Source organism: Azospirillum terrae, from assembly GCF_053470425.1.
Genome location: NZ_JBPXMR010000001.1, coordinates 1,211,078 through 1,236,454 on the forward strand (window position 1 = coordinate 1,211,078; position 25,377 = coordinate 1,236,454).

Below are 25,377 nucleotides of genomic sequence, written 5' to 3' on the forward strand. Positions count from 1 at the left end.
GCGACTACTGCTTCAGGTCGACGCCGTAGAACTTGTGGTGGCCGAACGGGTCCATCTTGTACCCCACGACGTTCTTGGCGAGCGCCATGTGGACGACGGAGTGCGCGACGGTGAACCACGGCGCCTGCTCCTTGAAGATCACCTGCGCCTGTTCGTACAGCTTGGTGCGCGCACCGATGTCGGTGGTGCGTTTTGCCTCGATGACGAGGTCATTGTACTCCTTGTAGCACCACTTGGCGATGTTCGAGCCGCCCGGACGCGCGGCGTCGCAGCCCAGCAGCGTGTGCAGGAAGTTGTCCGGATCGCCGTTGTCGCCGGTCCAGCCCATCATGCCCATCTGGTGCTCGCCGGCCTGGAGGCGCTTGCGGTACTCGCCCCACTCGTACTGGACGATCTTCGCCTTGATGCCGACCTTGGCGAGGTCCTCCTGCATCATCTCCGCCATGCGCTTGGCGTTGGGGTTGTAGGGGCGCTGCACGGGCATCGCCCACAGGTCGGTCTCGAAGCCGTTGGGATAGCCGGCGTCGGCCAGCAGCTTCTTCGCCTTCTCCTGGTCGAAGGGATAGTCGTCGGTGGAGGTGTTGTACGACCACATGGTGGGCGGAATCGGGTTCTTCGCCGGCACGCCCGAACCCTGGTAGACCGCGTCGACGATGGCCTTCTTGTCCAGCGCCATATTGACGGCGCGGCGCACGCGGACGTCGTCGAAGGGCTTCTTCGTGGTGTTGAACGCCAGATAGCCGATGTTCAGCCCCTCCTGCTCCATCATGGTGATGGAGCTGTCCTTCTTCATCGCCTCCAGATCGGCCGGGTTGGGGTAGGCCACGACATGGCACTCGCCGGCCTTCAGCTTGGCGTAGCGCACCGCGGCGTCCGGCGTGATGGCGAAGACCAGATTGTCGATGGGCGCCTTGCCGGCCCAGTACTGCTCGTTCGCCTTGTAGCGGATCACCGCGTCCTTCTGGTAGGCGACGAATTGGAACGGGCCGGTGCCGATCGGGATCTGGTCGATCTTCTCCGGCGTCTTCTTCTTCAGCAGCGTGTCGCCGTATTCGGCCGACAGGATGGCGGCGAAGGGCATCGCCATGTTGGCGACGAACGGCGCCTCGACCTTGTTGAGCGTGAACTTGACGGTGTGATCGTCCACCTTCTCGATCGACTTCAGGAGATCGGGCATGCCCATATCCTTGAAGTAGTCGTACCCGCCGCCGGATACCTTGTGATACGGGTGCTCGGGCTTCCACATGCGCTCGAACGTGAACAGCACGTCATCGGCGTTGAAGTCGCGCGTCGGCTTGAAGTCGTTCGAGCTGTGCCACTTCACGCCCTGGCGCAGCTTGAAGGTATAGACCAGTCCGTCCGGGGAGACCGTCCACGACTCCGCCAGTCCGGGGACGACCTTGGTGCCGCCGTACTCGAAGTGAACGAGGTTGTTGTAGATTTGCACCGCAACGTCGTTGCTGGTGCTGGTCGTGTTGATCTGCGGATTGAAGTTCTCCGGGCTGGCCTCGGAGCAGTAGACGAGGGTCTTGGCGGCGTGAGCCGGCGCGGCGAGGGCGAGCGCGGCGGTCATGCAAAGACCGGCGCTCAGCAGCATGCGCTTCATGTTTCTTGTCTCCCGTAACCCGGTTTCCACGGCCGTGCGGCGGTGTCGCGCCGGCTCAGTTTGTCAAGCCATTAGGCGATGGCAGCCGATGGGTGTCAACTCGGGAGTACCGGGATTTTCAAAGATTGGATAGCGGAAGTAAGCAACGGAAGCAAAAGCCGCCGCGCCGGCTCATCCGGCGCGCAGATTCACCGCCGCGTTCTTGCCGCTGCGCTGGTCGCGCTCGAGTTCGTACGAGACTCGCTGCCCCTCGCTCAGCGTGCCGAGGCCGGCGCGCTCGACGGCGCTGATGTGGACGAAGACGTCAGCGGAGCCGTCCTCCGGCTCGATGAAACCGAATCCTTTGGTGGCGTTGAACCACTTGACGGTGCCCGTGGCCATCCGGCCCTCCCCCTCTCGAACGTGTGGTGTTCCGCTTTACATGGGGCGCCGGCCACCCCCCGGCCCCTGCCCGTCCGGCCCTTACCCGTCCGGTAGAAGCGGGATGCAGATGCGTGTTAAGGTCCACGCCCGCCGCCATCCACCTCCGCACCATCCGGGTTCGCCATGACCGAAGGCCCCCGTCAGGGTCCGCTTGTAGCCTACACGCTGTTCATCCTCGGCTCGGCGTTCATGGCGTCGAACGTCATCTTCGGCCGCGCCGCCGCACACGTGGTACCGCCGGTCGGGCTGGCGTTCTGGCGCTGGCTGGTGGCGTTCCTCATCATTCTGCCCTTCGCCTGGAGCGGGCTGGTGCGCCATCGCCGCGTGCTGCTCGGGCGCTGGAAGCAGTTCCTGGTGCTGGGTGCGCTCGGCATGGGGATCTGCGGCGCCGTCGTCTACATGGGGCTGCAACAGACCGGCGCCACCAACGCCGGGCTGATCTACGCCACCAGCCCGGTGCTGATCCTCGCCATCTCGGCGCTGGCGCTGGGCGAGCCGGTGACGCCGCGACAGGTGGCAGGCATCGCGCTGGCCTTGGCCGGCGTGCTGGTGATTTTGACGCGCGGCGAACTGGACGCGCTGCTGGGGTTCGCCTTCGACCGGGGCGACCTGCTGGTCCTCGCCGGGGCGGTGTCGTGGGCGGTGTACACGGTGCTGCTGCGCCGCACCGGCGGCACGCCGCTGCCGGTGGTGACGCAGTTCGCCGCCAACGCCCTGTCCGGCGTGGCCGTGCTCGCCCCCTTCTACGCCTGGGAGACGCTGAGCGGCCATCCCGTGGTGCCAACCGTCGAGACGGCGTTGCGCATCGGCGGCGTGGCGCTAGTCTCGTCCGTGCTGGCGTTCCTCGCCTACCAGAAGACCATCGCGATGCTGGGGCCGGCGCGCGCGGGGACGGCGCTGTACGTTTCGCCGGTGTGGGTGGCGCTGCTCGCCTGGGTCATGCTGGGCGAGGCGTTGCAGGCGTTCCACCTCATGGGCGTGCTGCTGATCCTCCCCGGCGTGCTGCTCGCCACCCTGCCGGCGGTGCCGCGCCCGGTCACCCGAGCATCGGAAGCGTGAGGCCCTGCTCCCTGGCGCACCGCTTGGCGATCTCGTAGCCGGCGTCGGCATGGCGCATGACGCCGGTGGCGGGGTCGTTGGTCAGCACGCGCTCAAGCCGCTTCGCCGCGGCCTCCGTGCCATCGGCGACGATCACCATGCCGGCGTGCTGTGAGTAGCCCATGCCCACGCCGCCGCCGTGGTGCAGCGACACCCAGGTCGCCCCCGAGGCGCAGTTCAACAGCGCGTTCAGCAGCGGCCAGTCCGACACCGCGTCGGAGCCGTCCATCATCCCCTCGGTCTCGCGGTTGGGGCTGGCGACGGAGCCTGAATCGAGATGGTCGCGGCCGATGACGATGGGCGCCTTCATCTCGCCCGACGCCACCATGGCGTTGAAGGCGAGGCCGAGCCGCGCCCGGTCGCCCAGCCCCACCCAGCAGATGCGCGCCGGCAGCCCCTGGAAGGCAATGCGCTCGCGCGCCATGTCCAGCCAGCGGTGCAGGTGCGGGTTGTCGGGGATCAACTCCTTCACCTTGGCGTCGGTGCGGGCGATGTCCTCCGGGTCGCCGGACAGCGCCGCCCAGCGGAACGGCCCTATGCCGCGGCAGAACAGCGGCCGAATGTACGCCGGCACAAAGCCGGGAAAGGCGAATGCGTCCTCGACGCCGGCGTCCTTCGCCATCTGGCGGATGTTGTTGCCGTAATCCAGCGTCGGCACGCCCATGCGGTGAAAGTCCAGCATGGCGCGCACATGCACCGCCATGGATGCCTTGGCCGCCTGGACCACTGCGTCGGGATCGGTGCGGCGCTTCGCCTCGTGCTCCTCCAGCGTCCAGCCGGCGGGCAGATAGCCATTGAGCGGGTCGTGCGCGCTGGTCTGGTCGGTCACCACATCTGGGCGGAAACGCGGGTCGGCGGCCGCGCGCCGGGCCAGCTCCGGGAACACCTCCGCGGCGTTGCCGAGCAGGCCGACGGACACCGCCTCGCCCCTGGCGTGCGCCTCCCGGATGATCGCCATGGCCTCGTCGAGGGTGGCGGCCTTGCGGTCGAGGTACCGGGTTTCCAGGCGGCGTTCGATACGGTGCGCCGAGCACTCGACGCCCAGCAGCGAGGCGCCGGCCATGGTGGCGGCCAGCGGCTGCGCCCCGCCCATACCGCCCAAGCCCCCGGTGAGAATCCACTTGCCCCGGAGATCGCCGCCGTAATGCTGGCGCCCGATCTCGGCGAAGGTCTCGTAGGTGCCCTGCACGATGCCCTGGCTGCCGATGTAGATCCACGAGCCGGCCGTCATCTGGCCGTACATCATCAGCCCCTTGGCATCCAGCTCGCGGAAGTGCTCCCAGGTCGCCCAAGCCGGCACGAGGTTGGAGTTGGCGATCAGCACCCGCGGCGCGTCGGCGTGGGTGCGGAAGACGCCCACCGGCTTGCCGGACTGCACCAGCAGCGTCTCGTCGTCCTTCAGGGTGGTCAGCGCGGCGACGATGGCATCGAAGCAGGCCCAGTTGCGCGCGGCGCGTCCGATGCCGCCATACACCACCAGCTCGTCCGGGTTCTCCGCCACCTCGGGGTCGAGGTTGTTCATCAGCATGCGCAACGGCGCCTCGGTCAGCCACGACTTGGCGATGAGCTGGCTTCCGCGCGGCGCCCGGATGACGCGGCGGTTGGCGGCATCGGTCATGGCGGTGTCCTCCCCGGAGGCTTCCTGTTGCGGCGTGCTTCTTCAGGTGAGAGCGGGGTCGCCGCCGAGCAAGGTGGTGAGGTCGGCCCACGGCGTGCCGCGCGTGCGGTTGAACAGCCGGCGGTCCAGGGTGACGAGCGGCGCCTGAAGGGTTTCCGACAGGGCGAGATAGAAGCAGTCGTAGGCGGGATGGTTCAGCGTGCGGGTGATCTCCAAGCTTCGCTCGAAGAACGCTGCCGTGCCGAACACGCGGTCAAAACCGCGCGGAATCTCGATCAGGGCGCGGCGGGCCTGTTCGGCGGAGATATGCGAGGCCCGCTCCATCTTCCACAGCGCGTTGGCAAGTTCTGGAAAGACAAGGTCCGGCGCGAACGCCAGAACGTCGTTGCTGAGAAGCCGATCGGCGGCCGGCGAGAACTCGTCCCGGATCGACCATCGCACAGCCACGCTGGCATCGACGATGACGATCACCGATCGCGATCCTCACGAATGAGCTGAGTCATATCGACGTTGAAGCCGGGCGGGGTCATGGCGCGGGTCTTCGCCATTTCCTCGCGCAAGGCCGTTTTGTCAACCTGCGGGCCAGACACCGCGTCCGCAACAATCCTCTTGATCTCGTCTTCCAGGGATCGGCCACTCCCCAGCGCGTTGGCCCGCAGCATGGCGAGCACATCGTCGTCGAGGTTCTCCAGAATCACTTTACCCATCGCACGGCCCTCCCCACCACAGCAAGATACCCCACTTTCACCCGCCCCGCACCATCTCCCCCGCCAGCACCACCGCCGCGCACGGGTTCAGCCCCAGCCAGTAGCAAAGCTCGGCCGGGCGCTCGATGTCCCAGGCGGCGAAGTCGGCGGCCTTGCCGGGCTCCAGCGTGCCGTGCGTCGCGGCCATGCCCAGCGCCGCCGCCGCGACGCGGGTGACGCCGGCCAGCGCCTCGGCGGGGGTCAGGCGGAACAGTGTGCAGGCCATGTTCAGCATCAACAGCAGCGACACCGCCGGCGAGGTGCCGGGGTTGCAGTCGGTCGCCACCGCCATCGGCACGCCGTGCCGGCGGAACAGCTCCACCGGCGGCAGCTTGGTCTCGCGCAGCAGGTAGAAGGCGCCGGGCAGCAGCATCGCCACCGTGCCGGCCTCGGCCATGGCGCGCACGCCGTCTTCCGACGCGTGCTCCAGATGGTCCGCCGACAGCGCCCCATACCGCGCCGCCAGCCCCGCCCCGCCGAGGTCCGAGAGCTGATCGGCGTGCAGCTTCACCGGCAAGCCGAGGCGCTTGGCCGCATCGAACACCCGCGCGGTCTGCTCGGGGCTGAAGGCGATGCGCTCGCAGAACACGTCCACCGCATCCACCAGCCCTTCGGCCGCCAGAGCGGGCAGGATCTCATGGCAGACGAGGTCGATGTAGGCGTCCGGCCGCCCGGCGAACTCCGGCGGCACGGCGTGCGCGGCGAGGCACGTGGTGCGCACCGTGACCGGATACCGCTCGCCCAGCAGCCGCGCCGCCCGCAGCATCGCCCGCTCCGACGCGAGATCCAGGCCGTAGCCGGACTTCACCTCCACCACTGTGACGCCCTCGGCCAGCAGACGCTCCAGCCGCGGGGCGGCGCTGGCGGCCTGGGCTTCGGCGTCGGCGGCGCGGGTCGCCGTGACGGTCGAGACGATGCCGCCGCCGGCCCGCGCGATCTCCTCGTAGGAGGCGCCCTCCAGTCGCATCTCGAACTCGGCGGCCCGGTTGCCGCCGAACACCAGATGGGTGTGCGCATCCACCAGCCCCGGCGTCAGCCAGCATCCGCCCAGATCGTGCTCCTGCACGGCGCGGCCGGCCGGCAGCTCGGCGCGCGGACCGACCCAGACAATGCGGCCATCCTTGACGGCCAGCGCAGCGTCACGGATCGAGCCGGCCGGCCCCATGGTGGCTGCGTGTCCGTTGATCCAGAGACCATCCCAGTCCATTGTCTGTGTCTCCCAACCCCGCACCAAACCCATGCCCACCTTCTTCGCCGACCGGGCCCTGCTTCCAGAAGGATGGCGCGAGGCCGTCCGCATCACAACCGCCGCGGACGGCAGCATTGCCGCCGTCGAGCCCGGCGCCGCGCCTCTGGATGCGGAACGCGCCGCCGGCCCGGTGGTGCCCGGCCTGCCCAACCTGCACAGCCACGCCTTCCAGCGCGCCATGGCTGGCCTCGCCGAGCGCGCCGGGCCGGAGGACGACAGCTTCTGGACATGGCGCGACGCTATGTACCGTTGCCTCGCAGCCCTGACGCCCGAACAGGTCGAGGCCATCGCCCGCCACCTGTACGTGGAGATGCTGAAGGCCGGATACACCTCGGTCGCCGAGTTCCATTACCTGCACAAGGACCCGGCTGGGCAGCCCTACGCCGATCCGGCGGAGATGGCGCACCGCATCGCCTCGGCCGCCGGATCGGCGGGCATCGAGCTGACGCTGCTGCCGGTGCTGTACCGGCACGGGGGCTTCGGCAGCGTGCCGCCCGGCGACGGCCAGCGGCGCTTCACCCTGACGCCCGACGCCTATCTGGACCTGCTGAACGCCATCGCCCCCACCATCGCCACCGGCCTCGCCTTCCACAGCCTGCGCGCCGTCACGGTGGAGGAGATGGCCGCGGTGCTGGCCGGCGTCACTCCCGCCTGCCCGGTGCACATCCACATCGCCGAGCAGCGCCGCGAGGTCGAGGACTGCCGCGCGTGGTGCGGTGCCACGCCCATCGACTGGCTGTACGACCATGCGGAGGTGACGGCGCGCTGGTGCCTCGTCCACGCCACGCACGCCAGCGACGCGGAACTGGCCCGCATGGCGGCGTCCGGCGCCGTCGCCGGGCTCTGCCCGACCACCGAGGCGAACCTGGGCGACGGGCTGTTCCCGATCCGCCGCTTCCTCGATCTCGGCGGGCGGTTCGGCGTCGGGTCGGACAGCCACGTCACGGTCAGCCCGTCCGACGAACTGCGCTGGCTGGAGTACGGCCGCCGCCTGTCGGACGAGCGGCGCAACCGCCTCCACGCTCCCGGCCGCCCATCGGTGGGTGGCTTCCTGTGGGACGCAGCGCTGGCCGGCGGCGCGGCGGCGCTGGGGCACGGCACGGCCGGCATCGCGGTCGGGGGCCGCGCCGATCTGGTGGTGCTGGACGGCGCCCACCCGCTGCTCGACGGGCTGTCGGGCGACGTGGCGCTCGACCGCTGGATCTTTGCCGGGGACGCGCGGCTGGTGCGCGACGTCATGGCCGGCGGCGTCTGGCGCGTGCGCGAAGGCCGCCACCCGCAAGAGGACGCCGCGGCGCTCGGCTTCAAAGAGGCCATGCGGGCGCTTGCCGCGGGGTGATCATAGCTTGCGTGTAAAAACGTCGCGGCTTTATGAAAAATTCGTTACATCATTCTTCTAATGTATCTGACTATAATGGAGGCAACATCCAGACGCTTGGAGTGCTCCATGTTCAGTTCGTTCGGTCGCCGCAGCCCGGCCCCCATCCTGGCTGCCGAGGGCGTCGCTCCGCCGATGGACGTTGCGTCGCTTGTCACCGCCATCCGGGCGCTTGCCGAGGGGCAGTACAACGGTCTCGCGGTGGCCGGGGGCGAAGTGGCCGACGCATTGCGCACCCTGGCCGGGGCGCTGGAGCGCCAGACCATGGACGAGTTGCGGACGATGGTGGACGTATCGGTGAAGTGCGGCGGCGCGCTGGTGTCGGTCACCAAGATGTCGCGCGACGCCCGCCAGATCAGCGACCGAACCCAGGGCATCGCCGCCGCCGCGCAGGAGATGGTGACCTCGGTGCGCGAGATCGCCCGCGTCAGTGGCGAAGCCGCCCAGAACGCCATTCAGGTCCGCCGCGCCGCCGGTGACGGACTGGCGGCGTCGGAGAAGGCGGTGACCTCCATCGACCGCATCGCCGGCACGGTCGAACAGGCCATGGCCAAAGTGGATTCCCTGGCCTCCGCGTCGGTCAGCATCGGCGACATCGTCAAGGAGATCGAGGCCATCGCCAAGCAGACCAACCTGCTGGCCTTGAACGCCACCATCGAGGCGGCGCGGGCCGGGGAAGCCGGCAAGGGCTTCGCCGTGGTGGCGACCGAGGTGAAGACCCTCGCCAACCAGACGGCGCGGGCGACCGAGGACATCCGCGGGCGGATCGACGAGATCCGCCGGGAGATGCAGGTGATGACGGCGTCGATGCAGCAAAGCTCCGATGCGGTCCGCGAGGGCCATGCGGTCATCGCCGCCGCCGGTGGGCACATCCGCGAGGCCGGCCGACAGATCGACGGCATCGCCCGGGAGATGGGCGACATCGCCGCCATCCTGTCCCAGCAAGAGTCGGCCTCGCAGGAGGTCGCCGCCGGCATCCACGCCATCGCCGGCATGACCGGCAACACCGCCAGTCAGATCGACGTGCTGCTCGGCACCATGGGAAGCAGCGACGACATGATCGGCGCCGGTCTGGAAGCGCTGGTGAAGCGGGACACCCGCGGCAAGGTGGTGCAGATCGCCAAGGCCGACCACATCCGCTTCAAGAAGAAGATCTACGAGGCGCTGATCGGCCGCACCAGGCTGGAGCCCGGCCAGATCGCCGACCACCACGGCTGCCGCCTGGGCAAGTGGTACGACGGCGTCACCGACGAGCGCATCCGCCAGACCGCCGCCTTCCGCGCGCTGGCGGCCCCGCACGAGGCGTTCCACAGGCTCGGCAAGGAAGCGCTGGCCAAGCTGTCGCGCGGCGACCTGGACGGCGCCCTGCGCGACATCGACGAGGTGGAACGCCTGTCGGAAACCGTGCTCGGCCATTTGGACGAGTTGGCGCGCGCCATCGGGTAGCACTTGCCCGCCGAGGCCGACTGTGGCCTGATCGCCGCCATGCCGCACCACCCCGTCATTCTCTGTGCCGACGACTATGGGCTGTCGCCCGGCGTCGGCGAGGCCATCCGCGACCTGATCGGGCGCGGGCGGCTCACCGCCACATCCTGCATGACGGTCTGCCGCTTCTGGCCGGAGGAAGCGTCCAAGCTCAAGCCGCTGGCGGAGATGGCCGATGTCGGGCTGCACCTGACGCTGACCGATCAGGCGCCGCTCGGCCCCATGCCGGCGCTGGCGCCGGAGGGAAAGCTGCCGCCGCTGGGGTCGCTGATGCGCAAGGCCTACACCGGGGCGCTGGACGCGCGCGAGATCGGCGCCGAGGTGGACCGGCAGGTCGCCGCCTTCACGGAGTACTTCGGCGCCCCGCCCGCCTACATTGACGGGCATCAGCACATCCACCAGCTTCCCGTGGTGCGCGAGGCGGTGCTGGCCGCGCTGGCGCATTTGCCGGGGGCCTACGTGCGCCTGTGCGGCGAACCGCGGCGCGCCATCGTCCGGCGCGGTGTCACGGTGGCGAAAACGCTGCTGATCTCCGAGATGGGGCGCGGGCTGGCGGCGCGGGTTCGGGCAACGGGCATTCCGGCCAACAGCAGCTTCCGCGGCGTCTACGACTTTACCGGCACAGTGCCGTTCGGCGACCTGATGGCACGTTTTCTCGACTCGCCGACTGGCCGCACGCTGGTGATGGTGCACCCCGGCATCCCCGATGCGGCGTTGCGCGCGGCCGATCCCCTGGTGGACCAGCGCGCGGTCGAGTACGAGTATCTCAAGAGCGACGCCTTCGCCGGCCTGCTGGCGGCCAGGCGCCTGCGGCTGGGGCGCTTCGCCGAGGCGTGAGCATCAGCGCCCGATCTACCCCTCGCCGTTCCTTTGCCGCAGCTTGTAGCGCTGGATCTTGCCAGTTTCGGTGCGCGGCAGGTGTTCCAGGAACTCCACGGCGCGGGGGTACTTGTAGGGCGCGATATGCGCCTTCACGAAGTCCTGCAATTCGCGCATCAGCTCCGGCCCCGGCCGTACGGACGGGCGCAGCACCACGAAGGCCTTGGGGATGGCGCCGCGCAGCCCGTCGGGCGTGGCGATGACGGCGCACTCCTCGACCATCGGGTGGGTCAGCAGCACTTCCTCGATCTCCAGGCCGGAGATCTTGTAGCCGGACGAGACGATCAAATCGTCCACCCGCCCGTGGTACCAGAACACCCCGTCCTCATCGACGCGCATCGCGTCGCCGGTCAGGTTCCAGCCGTGCTGGACGTACTGCGCCTGCCGCACGTCGTCCAGATAGCGGCACCCTGTCGGGCCACGTACCGCCAATCGGCCGACCTGCCCCGGCGGCACGGGGGCGAACTCCTCATCCACCACCATCGCCTCATAGCCGGGCACCGGGCGGCCGGTGGCGCCGGGGCGGACGGCGCCGGGCTCGGCGTGCAGGAAGGCGTTCAGCATCTCGGTGGTGCCCAGGCTGTCGAGGATCTCCAGCCCTGTGGCCACCTGCCACGCCGCGAAGGTTGCCTCCGGCAAAGGCTCGCCGGCAGAGACGCAGGCGCGCAACGTTGCAGGCGCCGACGCCTGCCCGCCCTCGATCAGCCCGGTCATCGCGCGGTAGGCGGTGGGGACGGTGAAGCACAGAGTGGCGCGGTGCTGCGCCATGGCGGCCAGCAGCCGTTCCGGCGACGGCCGGTCGAGCAGCACCACCGAAGCCCCGGCGCGCAGCGGAAACAGCAGCATCCCGCCCAGCCCGAAGGCGAAAGCGATGGGTGGCGTGCCGCAGAACACGTCCTCCGGGCCGGTGCGCAACAGCAGCCTCGGCGACAGGTCGGCGACCGCCAGCAGGTCGCGGTGAAAGTGCGCCGTCGCCTTGGGCCGCCCAGTGGTGCCGGAGGTGAAGGCGATCAGCGCGATGTCCTCGGCCGCGGTGTCCACCGCGTCGAAAAGCGGCTCGACCCCGGCGATGCGCGCTTCCAGCCCATCCGGCCCGGTGCCGTTGTAGGACACCACCGTCGCCGCCAGCCCGGCGAGGTCGGCGGTGAAGCCGGCGTCGCACAGCACCAGCCGGATCTGGGCGGCCTCCAGGATATGCCCCAGTTCCGCCGCCCGCAGCAGCGGCATGGTCGGCACGACGATGCCGCCGGCCTTCACCACCGCCAGCCAGCACGCCGCCAGCATGGGCGTGTTCGGCCCACGCAACAGCACCCGGTTGCCGGGCACCAGGGCGTGCACATCCACCAGCAGCCGGGCGATCCGGTTCACCGTCTCGTGCAGTCGGCCATAGCTCCACGCCTCGCCGGAAGCGATCAGGCAGGGGCGGTCGGCATGGCCGCGGGCGATCCAGGCATCCAGCAGTTCGGCCGCGGCGTTCAGACGCTCGGAATAGGCGAGGCCAGCCGCCTCCAGACGCAAGTCCGGCCACTGCGCGCGCGGCGGCAGAAGGTCTCGGGCAAAGGTGTCGACATGCGCGCCGCCGCTCACCGCCCGCCTCCCCGCACCGAGCGTTTCAGCCGGTCGAGCAGGCTCAGCAAGGCCACCACCTCCGCGTGCTCCATCCCGCCCATCAGCTCCGCCAGCCAGGACTGGTGCGCGTCGGCCATGGTGCGGAAGGCGGCGCGGCCGGACGGCGTGAGCCGGACGAACTGCGTGCGGCGGTCGTAGGAGGCCGAGGCGCGCACCGCCAGCCCATCCTGCACCAACCGGTCGACGATGCCCGTGACGTTGCCGTTGGTGACCATCAGGCGCTTGGACAGCTCCCCCATGGTCAGGCCGTCGGGCGCCTTGTCGAGCAGCGCCATCAGGTCATGGCGCGCGGGCGTGGTGTCGAACTCGTCGCGCAGCCGGGTGCGCAGCGTCTGACCGATCAGCGCGTCGCACGCCGACAGACGTAGCCACAAACGCAGCTCCGGCCGGGCGGCGAGGTCGGCCGCCGTCTCGACATCCGTGGGGCCGTCGCCCTGCGCCTCGGCCGCGTCGTCCATCATGCTGGGACCGCCTGCCTTCACCACTCCCCCTGCCCGGCGCTCGCCGGTTCTTTCTTATTGCCCGCCCACTGTAAGGGCCGGCGGCGGCGCGGAGGCATGCGTTGAGCGAATGGTGGGCATCCCAGCAACGGGCGCTTCCGGGGGGACGACCGGTTGGGAGGTGCGGGGTCACCATTTTCCACGGATTTCACGGATTTGGGCACGGATTACACGGATTATTTGATTCTTGCGGCGCGTCGGCTCACCCGTCAGCCCATCGCTGCGCACGGATAAAGAAAATCCGTGTAATCCGTGCCCAAATCCGTGAAATCCGTGAAGACTTAGTACGTCCCTCACCCCGTCCCCAGGTACAGGTCGATCTCGCCCTGTTCCATGACGTGGGCGGCACCGTGGATGATGCCGTTGGCGACCTGGATGATGCGATGGATCAGCTCCACCGACTGCTGGCAATCGGCGCGCAGGCGGTCCGGATCACCCTGGTGGACGTCGTTTCCGATACGCTCCAGGGTGTGGTGCACCACCTGTGTCATGTGCTCGATGGTGTCCTCGAAGGGCTTGCGGAACTTGGCAGGGACGTGCTCGTACGCCTCGATGGCCAGTGCCTTGTCCGAAAAGCCGCTGTCGCGGAAGTGCTCCTGGTAGGTCTTGGGCTGCCAGACGTAGCATTCCTCCAACATGTCCGGCATGTCCGGGATCATCTCGATCAACATCACGATCTCGTTGAAGTGATTGAGATAATCGGTCGCCAGCAAGGTCTTGTCGGAGATGTTGGTGCCCCGCACCCTGCCTCGCCACACCTCCAGGTCGGCGAGCTCCTCCGGCGTCAAGCCGTCGGTGACCTGAGGGTCGGTCTCGTGCTCGTCCATCGGTGTCGGGGTCCGGTGTGGAAACGGTCTAAGCGGGGCCGGCCTCTCATTACCGGGCCAGGGCCGCGCGCGCAAGCGCCACACCGCCGCCGGGGTTGGATCTTTCCAAGGAATGGCGGGGGCCGGCGGTGCGACCGCCGGCCCCGTTCCAGTCTTCCACGCCTCCGTAGGGTCAGAGCCCTCCCGAGAAGGCCGCTCCGCCAGAGCCCGCGAGCAGGAACTGGTCGTCGCCGTAGGGAGGCGCCCCACCGAGGAGCGTGTCGCTGGACGGCGCCAACATCGGCGCCGTCCCTTGGGCCGGCGCGGCCGCGGCACCGGCCGATGCGGGCTTGCTGTCATAGACGCGGACGTAGTCGATCTTGAAATCCTGCGTCGAACCGTCGGGAGGGCCGATCCAGCTGTTTCGGTCCACCGCTTGGTTCAGCATCATGTACATCGGCGTGTGAAGATCGGACGGCGTCGGCGCCGAGTAAACCTCCTTGCCGTCGAAGTACCAGGAGATCTCGTTCTCCTGCCAATCCACTCCGAAGGTGTGGAAGCCGTCCGACAGGTCCGGCAACCCCTTGGCGAATTCCTGAACCACCGGCGACCCGTTGCCGGTCTTCGAATGCAGCGTCGTCACGTATTCGTTGGGAAAGCGCGACGAGTACTCCATGATGTCCAGTTCCGGCAGCGTTTGCTTGTCCGCCGGCAGCATCCAGAATGCCGGAAAGAAGCCTTTGCCGCCCGGCAATTCGGCGCGCATCTCGTAGTAACCATACTGATGCGCAAAGCTGCCCTGACTGGTGATGACACCCGTGGTGTAGGATTGATCATTGGGCAGCCCCGACGCGGGGGTGGATGTGATCGACAAGACTCCGTTCGAAACACTAAAGGGGTTGGTGCCGTTACCTCCTCCATTTTCGGTGTCGACGTAATAACCCTTCTCACCGCCAAGCACCTGATCACTTCCCCAATGGAACGAAGTCTTCCACGCATCATCTTTGCTGTAAGGATCGAACTTGTTAAATTCCTCGTCAAAAAGCAAGTCACCAGCCATTCTTTTACTCCGCGCTATTCATAGGCTTCATTGTGCTTTGAGAGCGCGGACCCTATGCAGATCCAACTACTTACCCCACATGGCAGAAGGTATATTTGGTAGGTCATATATGAACTGCCGCCGGCCACGAGGCACTCAAAAGGCAAAACGGCCTCACCACCCGCATGCGGCCCGACCGCGGCGCACGCCCAGCGCTGCGGCGACTTTCGGGAAGGATTCGGGGGACAGGCTGGGGGGGAGCGGCGTTGATCCGGAGGGCATACCCTCTTGGTTTTCAACGCTTTCGCTCCCCCGCCGCGAGTTGCTGGCGGTTCAGGGAGGAATCACACCATTGCCGATTGAAACGGATGAACCCGACTCTTGTTCCCAAATCGCGCGCCGGACGCGGAGCGCGGAGGAACGGCAAAGACGACCTAACCTTTTGCGTTAACCCGTCATGGTAATTCGCAACAATCCTTTGGAAGTCCCTCGGGAAATGCTGCGCATTATGCCATAGGCCCTTTCCCTTCCGCCTCCCGAGCACCGAAATTGACTGTGTCCGATACGAACGCGACGCTATCATTGCCGTCGCATCGCGACAAACGACGGGGAACACCATGGTGGAACGCACCCGCGAGCTGATGGCGCATCTGCCGTACCTGCGCCGTTATGCCCGCGCATTGACGGGATCGGCGGCGCGCGGCGATGCCCTGGTGACGCGCGCGCTCGAGCAGTTGCTGAACGACGGCAACGATGGCTTGGAAGGCGGGACCCCAGACGGCCGGGGCGGGTTGCGGCTGGCGCTGTACGCCCGGCTGAACGCGCTGGCCGACGAGGCCGGCCCCCGGCCGGAGCGCGGCGCGGCGCACCCCGTGGAGGCGGCGCTCGACACGCTCGACGAGACGGACCGGCGCCTCTATCTGCTGGTCAACCTGGAGGACGCGACGCTCACCGACGCCGCCGATACGCTGGGTCTGGCGTTGGAGGAGGCCGTGGAGCGCCTGACGCACGCCCGCGAGGTGGTGCGCGCCCACCTCACCGCCGTGATCCTCATCGTCGAGGACGACGCCATCATCGCCTTCGATCTGACGGAGACGGTGCGCGGTATGGGGCACATCGTCTGCGGCAACGCCACCACCATGGACGAGGCGCTGGCTCTGGCGGCCGAGCACACGCCGACGCTGGCGCTGATGGACATCCGCTTGGCCGAGGGCGACAACGGCATCGAGGTGGCGCGCGAGTTGCGCCGGCAGCGCTTCCTGCCGGTGATCTTCGTCACCGCCTTCCCGGACGAGCTGGCGAAGCGCGGGCTGGAGTATCTCGGCCCGGTGATCCCCAAGCCGTTCACCCGCGACCAGATCGAGCAGGCGATCACGCGGGCCGTGTTCACGCCGACGCCGGACGAGGCCAAGGCGGCGGCCCCGCCGACGGGCTGACGCTCAAGTCCCTCCCCGCTCCGGCAGGGAGGGACTTTTGATGGCTACTTGAACACCACGGTCTTGTTGCCGTTGAGCAGCACGCGGTGCTCGACGTGGTACTTGATCGCGCGGGCCAGCACGACGCTCTCGATGTCGCGGCCCATCGCCACGAAATCCTCCGGCGTCATGGTGTGGTCGACGCGCTCGACCTCCTGATCGATGATCGGCCCCTCGTCCAGGCCCGAGGTCACGTAGTGCGCCGTGGCGCCGATCAGCTTGACGCCGCGCGTGTAGGCCTGATGGTACGGCTTGGCGCCACGGAAGCTCGGCAGGAACGAGTGGTGGATGTTGATGGCGCGGCCGGTCAGCTTCTCGCACATCTCCGGCGACAGCACCTGCATGTAGCGGGCGAGCACCACGAGGTCGATGTTCTCCTGCTCGACGATCTCCCACAGGCGGGCTTCCTGCTGCGCCTTGGTCTCCGGCGTCACCGGCATGTGGTGGAACGGCACATCGTGCCACGCCGCCAGCTGGTAGAAGTCGCGGTGGTTGGAGACGATCGCCGGAATCTCGATCGGCAGATAGCCGATGCGGTAGCGGTACAGCAGGTCGTTCAGGCAGTGCCCGAACTTCGACACCATGATCAGCACGCGCTGGCGGCGGGTGGCGTCGTGCAGCTTCCAGTTCATGCGGAACGGGTCGGCGACGACCTCCTTGAACGCCTTCGACAGCTCCGCGTGGCCCGGCCCCTTGCGGCCGGCGGCGAAGTGCACGCGCAGGAAGAACAGGCCGCTGCCGCGGTCGCCGAACTGGGCGCTGTCTATGATGTTGCAGTTCCGCTCGGCCAGGAAGCCGGACACCGCGAAGACGATGCCGACGGTGTCGGGGCACGAGATGGTCAGGATGAATTCGGAGCCGGTCTGGGACATGCGCGTGCTGCAGTGCGGTTCGACGGTGGAAGGGGGCTCCTCCCCTAGCACGAATGTCCGCACGATGCACCCGGCAACGCGGGGGTGCTCCTTCCCTTTAAAAAACAACGCCCCTCACCCGCGCGTGCGGGAGAGGGGCGGGATGCCGAGCCATGAGGAGGGGCGTCTCAGGCCTCGGGAAAGTGTTCCAGTTCCCGGCGCAGGTTGCTCGCTTGCGCGCGAAGCGCCACCAGACGGCCGACGTCGGGCGCCGGACGGCGCTCCTCCTCGACGAGGCGGTCTTCGATCTCGCGTTGCTCCTGACGGATGATGGCGAACAGGGCATTCCTCAACATCGATGCCTCCCGATACCAGTTCTTAAAATTTTAATCCGAATCGAGATAATCATCAAGCTACAGATCGGCGGGGCCGGCTTCTCCTGCGAGGCTGCCCTATTTCAGGGCGGTCCTACCAGTTAACCTTTGGGATTAGCCAAACGTCGCCTATAACACTTTCGAGCGCGCGCATTGGTTAACGCGGCGGGCTCGCCGACAGGGAGTGCGGCAGAAGGTCGCATGGGATACGGGACGATGGACAGAAGGCTTCTGCTGAATTTGCTGTGGTCGGCGCCGCTGTGCGGCGGTCCGGGCCTTCTTGCCGGGCCAGCCGCCGCCATGCCGGCGCGGCGGCCGGGCGTGCCGGTGGTGGTGCTCGACCCCGGACACGGCGGCGCCGACCCCGGCGCCATCGGGCTGCACGGCACGCGCGAGAAGGACGTCACCCTCGACATCGCCCGCGAGATCGCCGAGCGCCTTACGGACCAGCACCGCGTCAAGGCCGTGCTGACCCGCCGGGACGACCGCTTCATGGCGCTGGAGGACCGGGTCGAGGTCGGGCGCACCGCGCAGGCCGACCTGTTCGTCTCGCTGCACGCCGACAGCGCCCCCACCCGCGAGGCGCGCGGCCTGTCCGCCTACACGCTGTCGGCCAAGGCGACGGACGGCTTCGCCGGGGCGCTGGCCCGCCAGGAGAACCGCGCCGACGCGGTGGCCGGAGTCGACCTCAAAGGCGCCAAGCCGGCGGTGCGCGCCATCCTCATGGATCTCGCCACCCGCCACACTGCCAAGGCGTCGCTGGCCGCCCGCCAGGGCATCGTGAAGGGCGCCGGACGCGAGCTACGGCTGCTCGACAACCCCATGCGCGCCGCCAACTTCGCCGTGCTGAAGGCGCCCGACGTGCCGTCGGTGCTGGTGGAAACCGGCTTCCTGTCCAACCCCGAGGACGAGCAGACCCTGCGCACGGCCGAGGCGCGGCGCACGGTGGCAAAGGTGCTGGCGCGGGAACTCGCCGCCGTGCTTGCCCGTGCCCCGTTCACCTGAATTCCACCCCGTTGCCTTCGCATGTGCAGCATCCCTGCATCACTAGGAAAACAAAACAAAGATGAGCGAAAAAACCCGTTGCAATCCCACATCAGGCGTGACTTTTTCGCACCGCTCGCACCCTGGACAGGCGAGTGGACGGAGGTCGGTCGTGTCGGCTTTGGCGCGCCTTTGGGCGGTGGTCGGGTTGGCCGTTGTGGCGGTCGCCGGAACGGCGTGCGTGCCCCTGGTCCTCGGCGGCGCCGGCACCGCGGTGGTCGCCTCGCAGGAGAAGCGCGGCTTGCGCGGCTTCGCCACGGACACGGCCATCACCGCGCAGATCAACGAGTTGTGGCTTCAGCATTCGATCGACCTGTACGGGCGGCTGTCCATGCGCGTGGATCAGGGGCGCGTGCTGCTGACCGGCCGTGCCGCCGATCCGCAAATGCGCCTGGATGCCGTGCGCCTCGCCTGGCAGGCCAACGGCGTCAAGGAAGTCATCAACGAAATCCAGGTCGACACCGAGTCGGGCATCGCCGATTCCGCCAAGGACACCTGGATCAACACACAGTTGCGCACGCGCCTCACCTTCGACGGTGCGGTGTCGGGACAGAACTACAACATCGATACCGTCAACGGTGTTGTCTATCTAATGGGATGGGCCAAGAGTCAGGACGAGCTGGACCGGGTCATCGGCCACGCCCGCGCCATCCCCAACGTCCAGCGCGTCGTCAGCTACGTTCAACAGTAAACCGCCACAGAGGTACCCAGCACCGCCATGTTCGCCGCCCTCGTCCAGCACCGCTTTCCCGCCTTCCTGACGACCCTGTTCGTGGTCGTGGCGGCCCTTGCCGGGCTGGCGGGACAGGCGTTGGCGCAGGACAACAGCCCGGCCAACCGGCTGTTCGTGCAGGCCATGCAGATGGTGCGGCAGGCCGACAACACCTACGACACCGCCGATGAGAGCCGGCTGCTCAAGGAAGCCGACCGGCTGCTGACGGAGATCGTCACCAAGTACCCCGATAGCGCGCTGGCGGTGCAGCTGGTGACCAACCAGTTCGTCGGCGATTTCGATTTCTACGAGTTCCGCGGCCGCATCAAGGCGCTGGTCTGCAACGAGCCGCTGAGCAGCCTGTGCTTCCTGCACCGCGTCGGTGAGCTGCTGCCCCCGGTGGAGACGCCCATCACCGCGGCGCGCTGGGACTGGCTGTCGCTGGCGGTGGCCTACCAGCAGCTGGGCGACCCCGGCCGCGCCAAGGAGATCGTCTCCCCCTTCGTCAGCGCCGTGCGGCGCGGCAAGGCGACGGACAACTCGGGACAGGACCTGTTCGTCGCCCGCGCGCTGGCGCTGATGAATCAGGTGCCGCTGGCGCTGGACATCACCCGGCAGATCCCCGACTGCGGCACGCGGCTCTACAATCTGGGCGACATCGGCAAGGTCGCGGCGTGGCGCGGCGACGCGGCGCTGGCTTCGGCGCTGGCCGAGGAGGCCAAGCAGTACGCGACCACGCACGGCTGCTCTTGGGAGCTGGGGCTGGTGGTGCAGGCGATGCTGCGCGCCGGCAAGGAGGCCGAGGCCCGCACCCTGTTCCTCAACAGTGTGGAGAGGCAGTTCTCCAAGTTCCGTGAGGCCAAGGAACTGAAGGGCGATTGCTGTCCGCCCGAACTGGCGGTGGCGGCGGCCGACCTGGGCGACGCCAATCTGGCGCTGGGCATGCTGCGCAACGTGCAGGACGAGAACCCCTGGACCATCCCGGCGGTGCTCGGCCGGCTGGCGCGGCGCGGCGACGCCGCGGTCGCCATCGCCTACGCCGAGCAGGTGCAGGACATCGACGTGCGCGGCGAGACCTTCGCCGAACTGATCGACGTGTCGGTCAAGCGCAACGAGCGCGCGACCGCCGAGGATCTGATGCGCCGCCTCGTCCGCCTGGTGGAGGAGAGCAACGGCAAGCGCCCTGCCCTGCTGGCGCAGAAGGCCAAGGCGGAGAAGGTGCTGTACGGCGAGAACCGCTGGCGGGTCAGCTTCCAGCAGGCGATCAACGCCGCCGAGCGCGCCAGCAACTTCGTCCGCCGCGATATCGGCGCGCCGCTGCTGGCGGCGCTGGTGCGCATCGAGACCGGGCTGCCGATGCTGGATTGAGTTTTTTCCCTCTCCCGCCCCGGGAGAGGGTGGCGCCGAAGGCGCCGGGTGAGGGTAGCGCGAGGATCCTTGGATTGCCCCTCACCCTCCCGCTCTTCGAGCGGGCCCCACCCTCTCCCGTCTCAGGAGAGGGTATCTACAACACCTGTTTCGGCAGCGACATCAGCTCGCCGCGGATCTTCGCCAGACTGGGGCGGTTGTGCGGGCCGAAGGGGACGGGGCGGCAGAGGTGCATGGCGGTGATGCCCACCCGCGCGGTCAGCAGCCCGTTGATCACCCCCTGCCCGACCCGCGTCGACAGCGCCGCCACCAGCGAGCCGCCGAGCGCCTCCACCGCCACGTGATGGGCGCTCTCGGTCACCCCGGCGACCGCCAGATTGGCGAGCATGCGGCGCAGCAGCCGCAGCGAGCCGACATAGCCCGGCCGCGCCCCGTACAGCCCGGCGATGGTGCGGACCAGCTTGAGGTTGCGCCACAACACCACCGCTAGGTCCACCACCGCGGCCGGGCTTAGCGCAGTCACGATGGCGGTGTCGCGGGCGGCCAGCAGCACCGTCTGGTAGGCGCGGCGGTCGAGCACCGCCAGCACCTCGCGGTCGATGAGGCGCACCACCTCCGCATCGTCGTGCGCATCGGTGACGAAGTCCTTGAGGCGCGCCAGCGCCGGCTCCAGGTCGGTGCGCCCCTCGTAGAGGCGGCTGAGCTCCCCGGCGAAGCGGTCGCCGCCCCCCTGCCCTTCCCCCTGCCCGGCCTTGACCACCAGCGCGTCCGCCTCGCCGCGCAAATGCTCGATGCGGCGCAGACGGCGCAGGCTGCGCAGCTCGCGGGCCAGCATCGCCACCGCCGACACGCCGGCCACGCCCACCAGCGCCGCCACCAGCGTGCCCAGCGCCAGACTGGTGGCGAAGGAGCGTTGCAGCAGGTCCGCCGTGTCGAAGCCCAGCGCCACCAGCACCAGCGCCGCCAACGCGCCAAACAGCCAGCGCCCGACGCCGGGCCGCCTGCCCTCGGCGAGCCGCGCCGGCAGGCGTTCGGCGGCGGAGCCGGCGGGGGCTTCGTCCTCCACCGGGACCGGGGCGGCGTGCACCGGGTCGATCTCCATGGGGGGAACCCATGCCTGTTCCTTGGGGGTGCGCTCCTTCGAACGTTCGCTCATGCCAGATAATCCCCCAGCAGGAACTGCAACGCCTGATCCAGCCGCACGTGCGGCAGCCCGCGCCCGTCCGTGCCGGCGCCGGGGGGCGGCTTGAAGGGCATGAAGCTGTAGGGGCGCAGGAACACGTCCCGCACCTCCGGGATGTCGCCGGGGTACAGCACCGTCTCGCGGTCGCGGCCCACCGGGGTGCCGCGCACGCAGCGCAGTTGCTTGCCTTCGTGCTCGGCCATCACGGTCTCGGTGGACTTCAGCGCGGCGAGCGCCATGGTGTCCACCTGCGCGCCCTCGAAGCGGATCGAGCGCCGCGCGTCCGCCACCAGATCGTCCAGCAGGCGGCGCAGGTTGGGATGCTGGCTCGACGCGATGTGGTCGGCCTTGGTCGCCGCGAACAGCACGCGGTCGATCTTCGTTCCGAACAGCCAGTCGAGCCACCCGGCACTGCCGTGCCGGAACGGCTCCAGGCTCAGCTCAAGCGCGCGTTTCATGTCGGCGACCGCGTCGGGGCCGGCGTTCAGCGCGCCCAGCACGTCGATCAGCACCACCTGCCGGTCGAGCTTGGCGAAATGCTCGGCGAAGAAGCGGCGGACGACCACGGACTTGTAGGCGTCGAAACGCTCCTCCATCAGCGCCCACAGCGTGCCGCGGCCGCGCGGCGCGCCCGGCAAGGGGCAGAAGGTCAGCAGCGGCGCGTTCTCGAAGTCGCCCGGTTCGATGAAGCGGCCGGGTTGGATCAGGCTGAGCCCGTCGACGCCGCGGCAGGCGTGCAGATAGGCGGTGTAGAGCCGCGCACCGGTGCGTGCCGATTCCTCCTCCGCCCGCCCGGCGGGGTCCACCGTGGCGAGCCAGCCGCGCCAGTCGGCCAATAGCGCGGCGCGGGGCGCCCGTTCGGCCAGATCGAGCGTCTGCGTGCTCCATTCCGCGAAGGACTGGTTCAGCAGCGGCAGGTCGAGCAGCCACTCGCCGGGGTAATCGACGATGTCCAGGTTGAGGATGGTCGTGGACTGCACGACGCGCTTCAGCGCCGAGTTCGGCCGGTAGCGGAGCGCAAGGCGGAGTTGGCTGATGCCGCGCGTCGGCTCGGGCCAATGGGGATCGGAACCGGAGAGCGCCTTCAGATGCTCCTCGTACTGGAAGCGCGGCACGTCCGGGTCGGGCTGCGGCTGGAGGCGTGCGGCCTGGAGGCGGCCCGAGGAGACCACGTCGAGGAACGGCAGTCGGCCGGCCTTCAGCAGATTGTCGACCACCGCGGTGGTGAACACCGTCTTGCCGGCGCGGCGCAGACCGGTGACGCCGAGGCGCACGTCGCGCTCGACCAGGATGCGCCCGGCGACGCCGCCGGCGCGCCCCAGCAGGCGGGCGCCGACGTCGGTCAGGTCGTTGAAGTCGGGAAGGCGCACGGGATGGGCTCGCGGGGTGGCGGATGGTCCCCGCACATATGGGGGCATCCTCCCTCAGGCCAAGGCGCCGCTACGCCTCCTCGCTGCTGAAGCCGCGGAAGTTCAGCAGGCCGGGGGCCTTGTCGATGATCTCTTCGAGGATCAGCGAGGCGGTTTCCAGGTCGCGGCCCAGTTCGGGGCCGAGCTTGCCGGCATAGTTGGGGCGGTTCAGCTTCTCGGCGGCGTCGTGCAGGCTGCGCAGTTCGGCCATGAAGATCTCGCGCGCGCCCATGGGCAGGATCGGGTTGGCCGACAGCACGAAGAAGAACCGCATGCTGGCCCGGACCAGCAGCGCCAGCATCACCGTGTCGAGCCGCTCGAACTGGTCGCGCAGATCGTCGGAGCGGGCGTCCACGAGGTTGCGCAGGCGCTGCTCGATGAGGATGACAAGCGCCTGGAACTCGCCGACCTTGTCGCGGAACTCGCGGTAGGCGCCGAAGCTGTGCTTGCTGGCCTCGACCTCGGCGATCTTGGCGAGCTTGGCCGCCTCCCGGCACTGGCGCTCAAGGGCGCCCAGCAGCTCCTTGACCTCGTGGCGGGTGTATTGACGCTTCATGGGTGCCTGAGCGGATTACCGGGGAACGGACGGCCCTATAGCACGAACGCGGGGGGAAGGTCACCGTGGCGTGTGGTCCATCAGTGCTGTGCGGACAACAGGGTTCACACGGATTTCGGGGATTTGAACACGGATTACACGGATTTTTTAATCCTTGCAGCGCATCGGCTCACCCGCAAGCCGTTGCGGCGCACGGATAAAAAATCTGTGAAATCCGTGCCTCAATCCGTGAAATCCGTGTGAACCCTGTTGTTCCCAACCCTCACTCAGTGATCCGCCGCCACCACCTGCTGCGGCTTGCGCACCAGCGGCATGAACAGGAGCGCCGCAGCGAAGACGCCGGCCATTACCAGGAACAGGTCGTTGAAGGTCAGCACCATGGCCTCGCGCTGCACCATGCCGGCCAGCATCTTGGCAGCCGCCGCCTGCGGGTCCACGACCAGCCCGTCGAAGCGTGCGGCCAACCCGTCCAGCATGTCCTGCACCACCGGGCGCGCCATGTTGAAGTTGTCGCCGACCCGGTTCAGATGCAGCGCCGAGCGGTCGATCATCACCGTGTTGATGGCCGCCAAGCCGATGGCGCCGCCCAGGTTGCGCATCAGGTTGTAGAGGCCCGACGCGTTCTTCAGCTGCTCGGGCGGCAGCGTGCCCAGCGCCAGCGTGTTGATCGGGATGAAGCACAGCATCAGCGACATCCCGCGCACCGCCTGCGGCACGAACAGCTCCCAGAACGAGGAGTCGGCGGTCAGTGAGGAGTTCAGCCACACGCCGGTGCCGAACAGCGTCAGCCCCATGGCCAGCATTGCCCGCAGGTCGATCTTGGCCGACAGGAAGCCGGCGAGCGGTGCCGACATGAACTGGAACAGGCCGGTGACGAACATGATCTCGCCGATCTGCAAGCTGTTCAGCCCACGCACCCGCGCCAGGAACAGCGGCGTGATGTAGACCGCGCCGTACAGCCCGATGCCGAGGATGAAGCTGTACAGCGAACCGATGGCGAAGTTGCGGTCGCGGAAGGCGCGCAGCTCGACGATGGGGTTCTTGTAGGTCAGCACGCGCCAGAAAAACCCGGCGCCGGCCGCCACCGCGACCACGGCCAGGAGCGCGATGGTCCGGTCGTCGAACCAGTCGTTGCGGGGGCCTTCCTCGACCACGTACTCGGTGCAGCCGAGGAACACCGCCATCAGCGCCAGCCCCAAAGCGTCGAAGCCCTTCAGGAGCGAGCGGTCGCCCTTGTCGAAGTCCACGCAGTTCCACACCAGCGTCGTCACCACCACGCCCGGCACCACGTTGATGAGGAACAGCCAGTGCCAGGAAAACGACTGCGTCAGATAGCCGCCCAGCGTCGGCCCGAGCGTCGGCGCCATGGTGGCGACGAGGCCGATGGCCACCGACACGACCGGCCGCTTCTCCGGCGGGAACAGGGCGAAGCTGGACGCGAAGACGGTGGGGATCATGGCGCCGCCGATGAAGCCCTGCAACGCCCGCCACAGCACCATGGCCTCGATGCCGCTGGTGAAGGCGCAGGCGACGCTGGTCAGTGTGAAACCCAGCGCCGACAGGGTGAACAGCACCCGCGTCGAGAGGATGCGCGACAGCATGCCCGACAGCGGGATCATCACGACCTCGGCGATCAGGTACGAGGTCTGCACCCAGCTGATCTCGTCGGCGCTGGCCGACAGGCCGGCCTGGATCTCAGACAGCGAAGAAGAGACGATCTGGATGTCGAGGACCGCCATGAACATGCCGACGATCATCGCCAGAAAGCCCAGCAGGTCGCGCGCCGTCAGCGCGCGCCGTGCGAAGGCTGGAGGGGAGACCGCCGCGTCCCGGCCGCTGGGGAGCGGGGTGTTTGGCCGGGACGCGGGGCCCTCCACACCGCGCGGCCCGTCGTGGGGGGCAGGGCCGCGGGCGGTTCGGGTGTCGATTGTGGTGTCGGTCATGGGTTG

At 68.4% G+C, this 25,377-nt stretch carries 24 protein-coding genes; 8 read left to right on the top strand and 16 right to left on the bottom strand.

Annotated features, from left to right (window positions below; translation table 11 throughout):
* Positions 1–4: 4 nt before the first annotated feature.
* Complete coding sequence (locus ACSVDD_RS05835; protein ID WP_448188346.1) at positions 5–1,606, bottom strand: ABC transporter substrate-binding protein; 1,602 nt, start codon at positions 1,604–1,606, stop codon at positions 5–7.
* Positions 1,607–1,777: 171 nt separating this feature from the next.
* Complete coding sequence (locus tag ACSVDD_RS05840; RefSeq protein ID WP_448188347.1) at positions 1,778–1,987, bottom strand: cold-shock protein; 210 nt, start codon at positions 1,985–1,987, stop codon at positions 1,778–1,780.
* 165 nt (positions 1,988–2,152) lie between these two features.
* Here ACSVDD_RS05840 and ACSVDD_RS05845 point away from each other — a divergent pair, with 165 nt between their 5' ends.
* A complete protein-coding gene (locus ACSVDD_RS05845; protein ID WP_448188348.1) occupies positions 2,153–3,088 on the top strand; it encodes a DMT family transporter in 936 nt (311 codons plus the stop codon).
* Here the strand turns inward: ACSVDD_RS05845 and hutU are convergent.
* Genes hutU through hutI form a run of 4 tightly spaced genes read right to left on the bottom strand, consistent with a single transcriptional unit; the run spans position 3,066 to position 6,698 of the window.
* Positions 3,066–4,745 (bottom strand): urocanate hydratase, encoded by a 1,680-nt coding sequence (hutU, locus tag ACSVDD_RS05850; RefSeq protein WP_448188349.1) that lies wholly within the window; start codon positions 4,743–4,745, stop codon positions 3,066–3,068. The two genes, ACSVDD_RS05845 and hutU, sit on opposite strands and share 23 nt — an antisense overlap.
* 42 nt (positions 4,746–4,787) lie before the next feature.
* Entirely contained in the window at positions 4,788–5,216 is a 429-nt protein-coding gene (locus ACSVDD_RS05855) for a type II toxin-antitoxin system VapC family toxin (protein WP_448188350.1), read from the bottom strand.
* Complete coding sequence (locus ACSVDD_RS05860) at positions 5,213–5,452, bottom strand: FitA-like ribbon-helix-helix domain-containing protein (protein ID WP_448188351.1); 240 nt, start codon at positions 5,450–5,452, stop codon at positions 5,213–5,215. Before ACSVDD_RS05860 ends, ACSVDD_RS05855 begins: the two co-directional genes overlap by 4 nt.
* A gap of 37 nt (positions 5,453–5,489) precedes the next feature.
* Positions 5,490–6,698: an imidazolonepropionase gene (hutI, locus tag ACSVDD_RS05865; protein ID WP_448188352.1), complete on the bottom strand. Its 1,209-nt coding sequence runs from the start codon at positions 6,696–6,698 to the stop codon at positions 5,490–5,492.
* Positions 6,699–6,729: 31 nt separating this feature from the next.
* Between hutI and ACSVDD_RS05870 the strand changes: the two genes are divergently transcribed.
* The 3 genes from ACSVDD_RS05870 (at position 6,730) to ACSVDD_RS05880 (ending at position 10,440) form a co-directional block, all read left to right on the top strand.
* A complete protein-coding gene (locus ACSVDD_RS05870) occupies positions 6,730–8,079 on the top strand; it encodes a formimidoylglutamate deiminase (protein ID WP_448188353.1) in 1,350 nt (449 codons plus the stop codon).
* 108 nt (positions 8,080–8,187) lie between these two features.
* Entirely contained in the window at positions 8,188–9,564 is a 1,377-nt protein-coding gene (locus ACSVDD_RS05875) for a methyl-accepting chemotaxis protein (protein WP_448188354.1), read from the top strand.
* A 3-nt stretch (positions 9,565–9,567) separates the two neighbouring features.
* The gene (locus tag ACSVDD_RS05880; RefSeq protein WP_448188355.1) at positions 9,568–10,440 is read left to right on the top strand and encodes a ChbG/HpnK family deacetylase; all 873 of its coding nucleotides are present in this window, start codon (positions 9,568–9,570) and stop codon (positions 10,438–10,440) included.
* A 15-nt stretch (positions 10,441–10,455) separates the two neighbouring features.
* On the opposite strand, the gene ACSVDD_RS05885 is transcribed toward ACSVDD_RS05880, so the two are convergent.
* The 4 genes from ACSVDD_RS05885 to ACSVDD_RS05900 form a co-directional block, all read right to left on the bottom strand.
* The gene (locus ACSVDD_RS05885) at positions 10,456–12,069 is read right to left on the bottom strand and encodes an AMP-binding protein (RefSeq protein WP_448188356.1); all 1,614 of its coding nucleotides are present in this window, start codon (positions 12,067–12,069) and stop codon (positions 10,456–10,458) included.
* Complete coding sequence (locus ACSVDD_RS05890) at positions 12,066–12,572, bottom strand: MarR family winged helix-turn-helix transcriptional regulator (protein ID WP_448188357.1); 507 nt, start codon at positions 12,570–12,572, stop codon at positions 12,066–12,068. The genes ACSVDD_RS05885 and ACSVDD_RS05890 overlap by 4 nt, the downstream gene beginning before the upstream one ends.
* A gap of 332 nt (positions 12,573–12,904) precedes the next feature.
* Complete coding sequence (locus tag ACSVDD_RS05895) at positions 12,905–13,438, bottom strand: hypothetical protein (RefSeq protein ID WP_448188358.1); 534 nt, start codon at positions 13,436–13,438, stop codon at positions 12,905–12,907.
* Between the two features lie 172 nt (positions 13,439–13,610).
* Entirely contained in the window at positions 13,611–14,477 is an 867-nt protein-coding gene (locus ACSVDD_RS05900; protein WP_448188359.1) for a glycoside hydrolase family 16 protein, read from the bottom strand.
* A 596-nt stretch (positions 14,478–15,073) separates the two neighbouring features.
* Here ACSVDD_RS05900 and ACSVDD_RS05905 point away from each other — a divergent pair.
* Positions 15,074–15,892 carry a PhyR family response regulator anti-anti-sigma factor gene (locus ACSVDD_RS05905; RefSeq protein ID WP_448188360.1) on the top strand — a complete coding sequence of 273 codons (819 nt, stop codon included), beginning with the start codon at positions 15,074–15,076 and terminating at the stop codon, positions 15,890–15,892.
* 44 nt (positions 15,893–15,936) lie between these two features.
* Here ACSVDD_RS05905 and purU read toward each other — a convergent pair whose 3' ends face one another.
* Both purU and ACSVDD_RS05915 read right to left on the bottom strand, forming a co-directional pair.
* Positions 15,937–16,803, bottom strand: a complete 867-nt coding sequence (gene purU, locus ACSVDD_RS05910) for a formyltetrahydrofolate deformylase (RefSeq protein ID WP_448188361.1) — start codon at positions 16,801–16,803, stop codon at positions 15,937–15,939.
* 167 nt (positions 16,804–16,970) lie between these two features.
* Positions 16,971–17,138: a hypothetical protein gene (locus ACSVDD_RS05915; RefSeq protein ID WP_448188362.1), complete on the bottom strand. Its 168-nt coding sequence runs from the start codon at positions 17,136–17,138 to the stop codon at positions 16,971–16,973.
* A 234-nt stretch (positions 17,139–17,372) separates the two neighbouring features.
* Between ACSVDD_RS05915 and ACSVDD_RS05920 the strand changes: the two genes are divergently transcribed.
* The 3 genes from ACSVDD_RS05920 to ACSVDD_RS05930 all read left to right on the top strand — a co-directional run bounded on the left by ACSVDD_RS05920 (position 17,373) and on the right by ACSVDD_RS05930 (position 20,280).
* Positions 17,373–18,161 carry an N-acetylmuramoyl-L-alanine amidase family protein gene (locus tag ACSVDD_RS05920; protein ID WP_448188363.1) on the top strand — a complete coding sequence of 263 codons (789 nt, stop codon included), beginning with the start codon at positions 17,373–17,375 and terminating at the stop codon, positions 18,159–18,161.
* Positions 18,162–18,312: 151 nt separating this feature from the next.
* Entirely contained in the window at positions 18,313–18,891 is a 579-nt protein-coding gene (locus ACSVDD_RS05925; protein ID WP_448188364.1) for a BON domain-containing protein, read from the top strand.
* 27 nt (positions 18,892–18,918) lie between these two features.
* Complete coding sequence (locus ACSVDD_RS05930) at positions 18,919–20,280, top strand: hypothetical protein (RefSeq protein WP_448188365.1); 1,362 nt, start codon at positions 18,919–18,921, stop codon at positions 20,278–20,280.
* Between the two features lie 136 nt (positions 20,281–20,416).
* Here the strand turns inward: ACSVDD_RS05930 and ACSVDD_RS05935 are convergent, their stop codons facing one another.
* The 4 genes from ACSVDD_RS05935 to ACSVDD_RS05950 form a co-directional block, all read right to left on the bottom strand.
* Entirely contained in the window at positions 20,417–21,436 is a 1,020-nt protein-coding gene (locus tag ACSVDD_RS05935) for a YcjF family protein (protein WP_448188366.1), read from the bottom strand.
* A complete protein-coding gene (locus tag ACSVDD_RS05940; RefSeq protein ID WP_448188367.1) occupies positions 21,433–22,833 on the bottom strand; it encodes a YcjX family GTP-binding protein in 1,401 nt (466 codons plus the stop codon). Before ACSVDD_RS05940 ends, ACSVDD_RS05935 begins: the two co-directional genes overlap by 4 nt.
* Before the next feature lie 70 nt (positions 22,834–22,903).
* Positions 22,904–23,428 carry a hypothetical protein gene (locus ACSVDD_RS05945; protein WP_448188368.1) on the bottom strand — a complete coding sequence of 175 codons (525 nt, stop codon included), beginning with the start codon at positions 23,426–23,428 and terminating at the stop codon, positions 22,904–22,906.
* A 266-nt stretch (positions 23,429–23,694) separates the two neighbouring features.
* Complete coding sequence (locus ACSVDD_RS05950; RefSeq protein WP_448188369.1) at positions 23,695–25,371, bottom strand: DHA2 family efflux MFS transporter permease subunit; 1,677 nt, start codon at positions 25,369–25,371, stop codon at positions 23,695–23,697.
* Between the last annotated feature and the right edge of the window lie 6 nt (positions 25,372–25,377).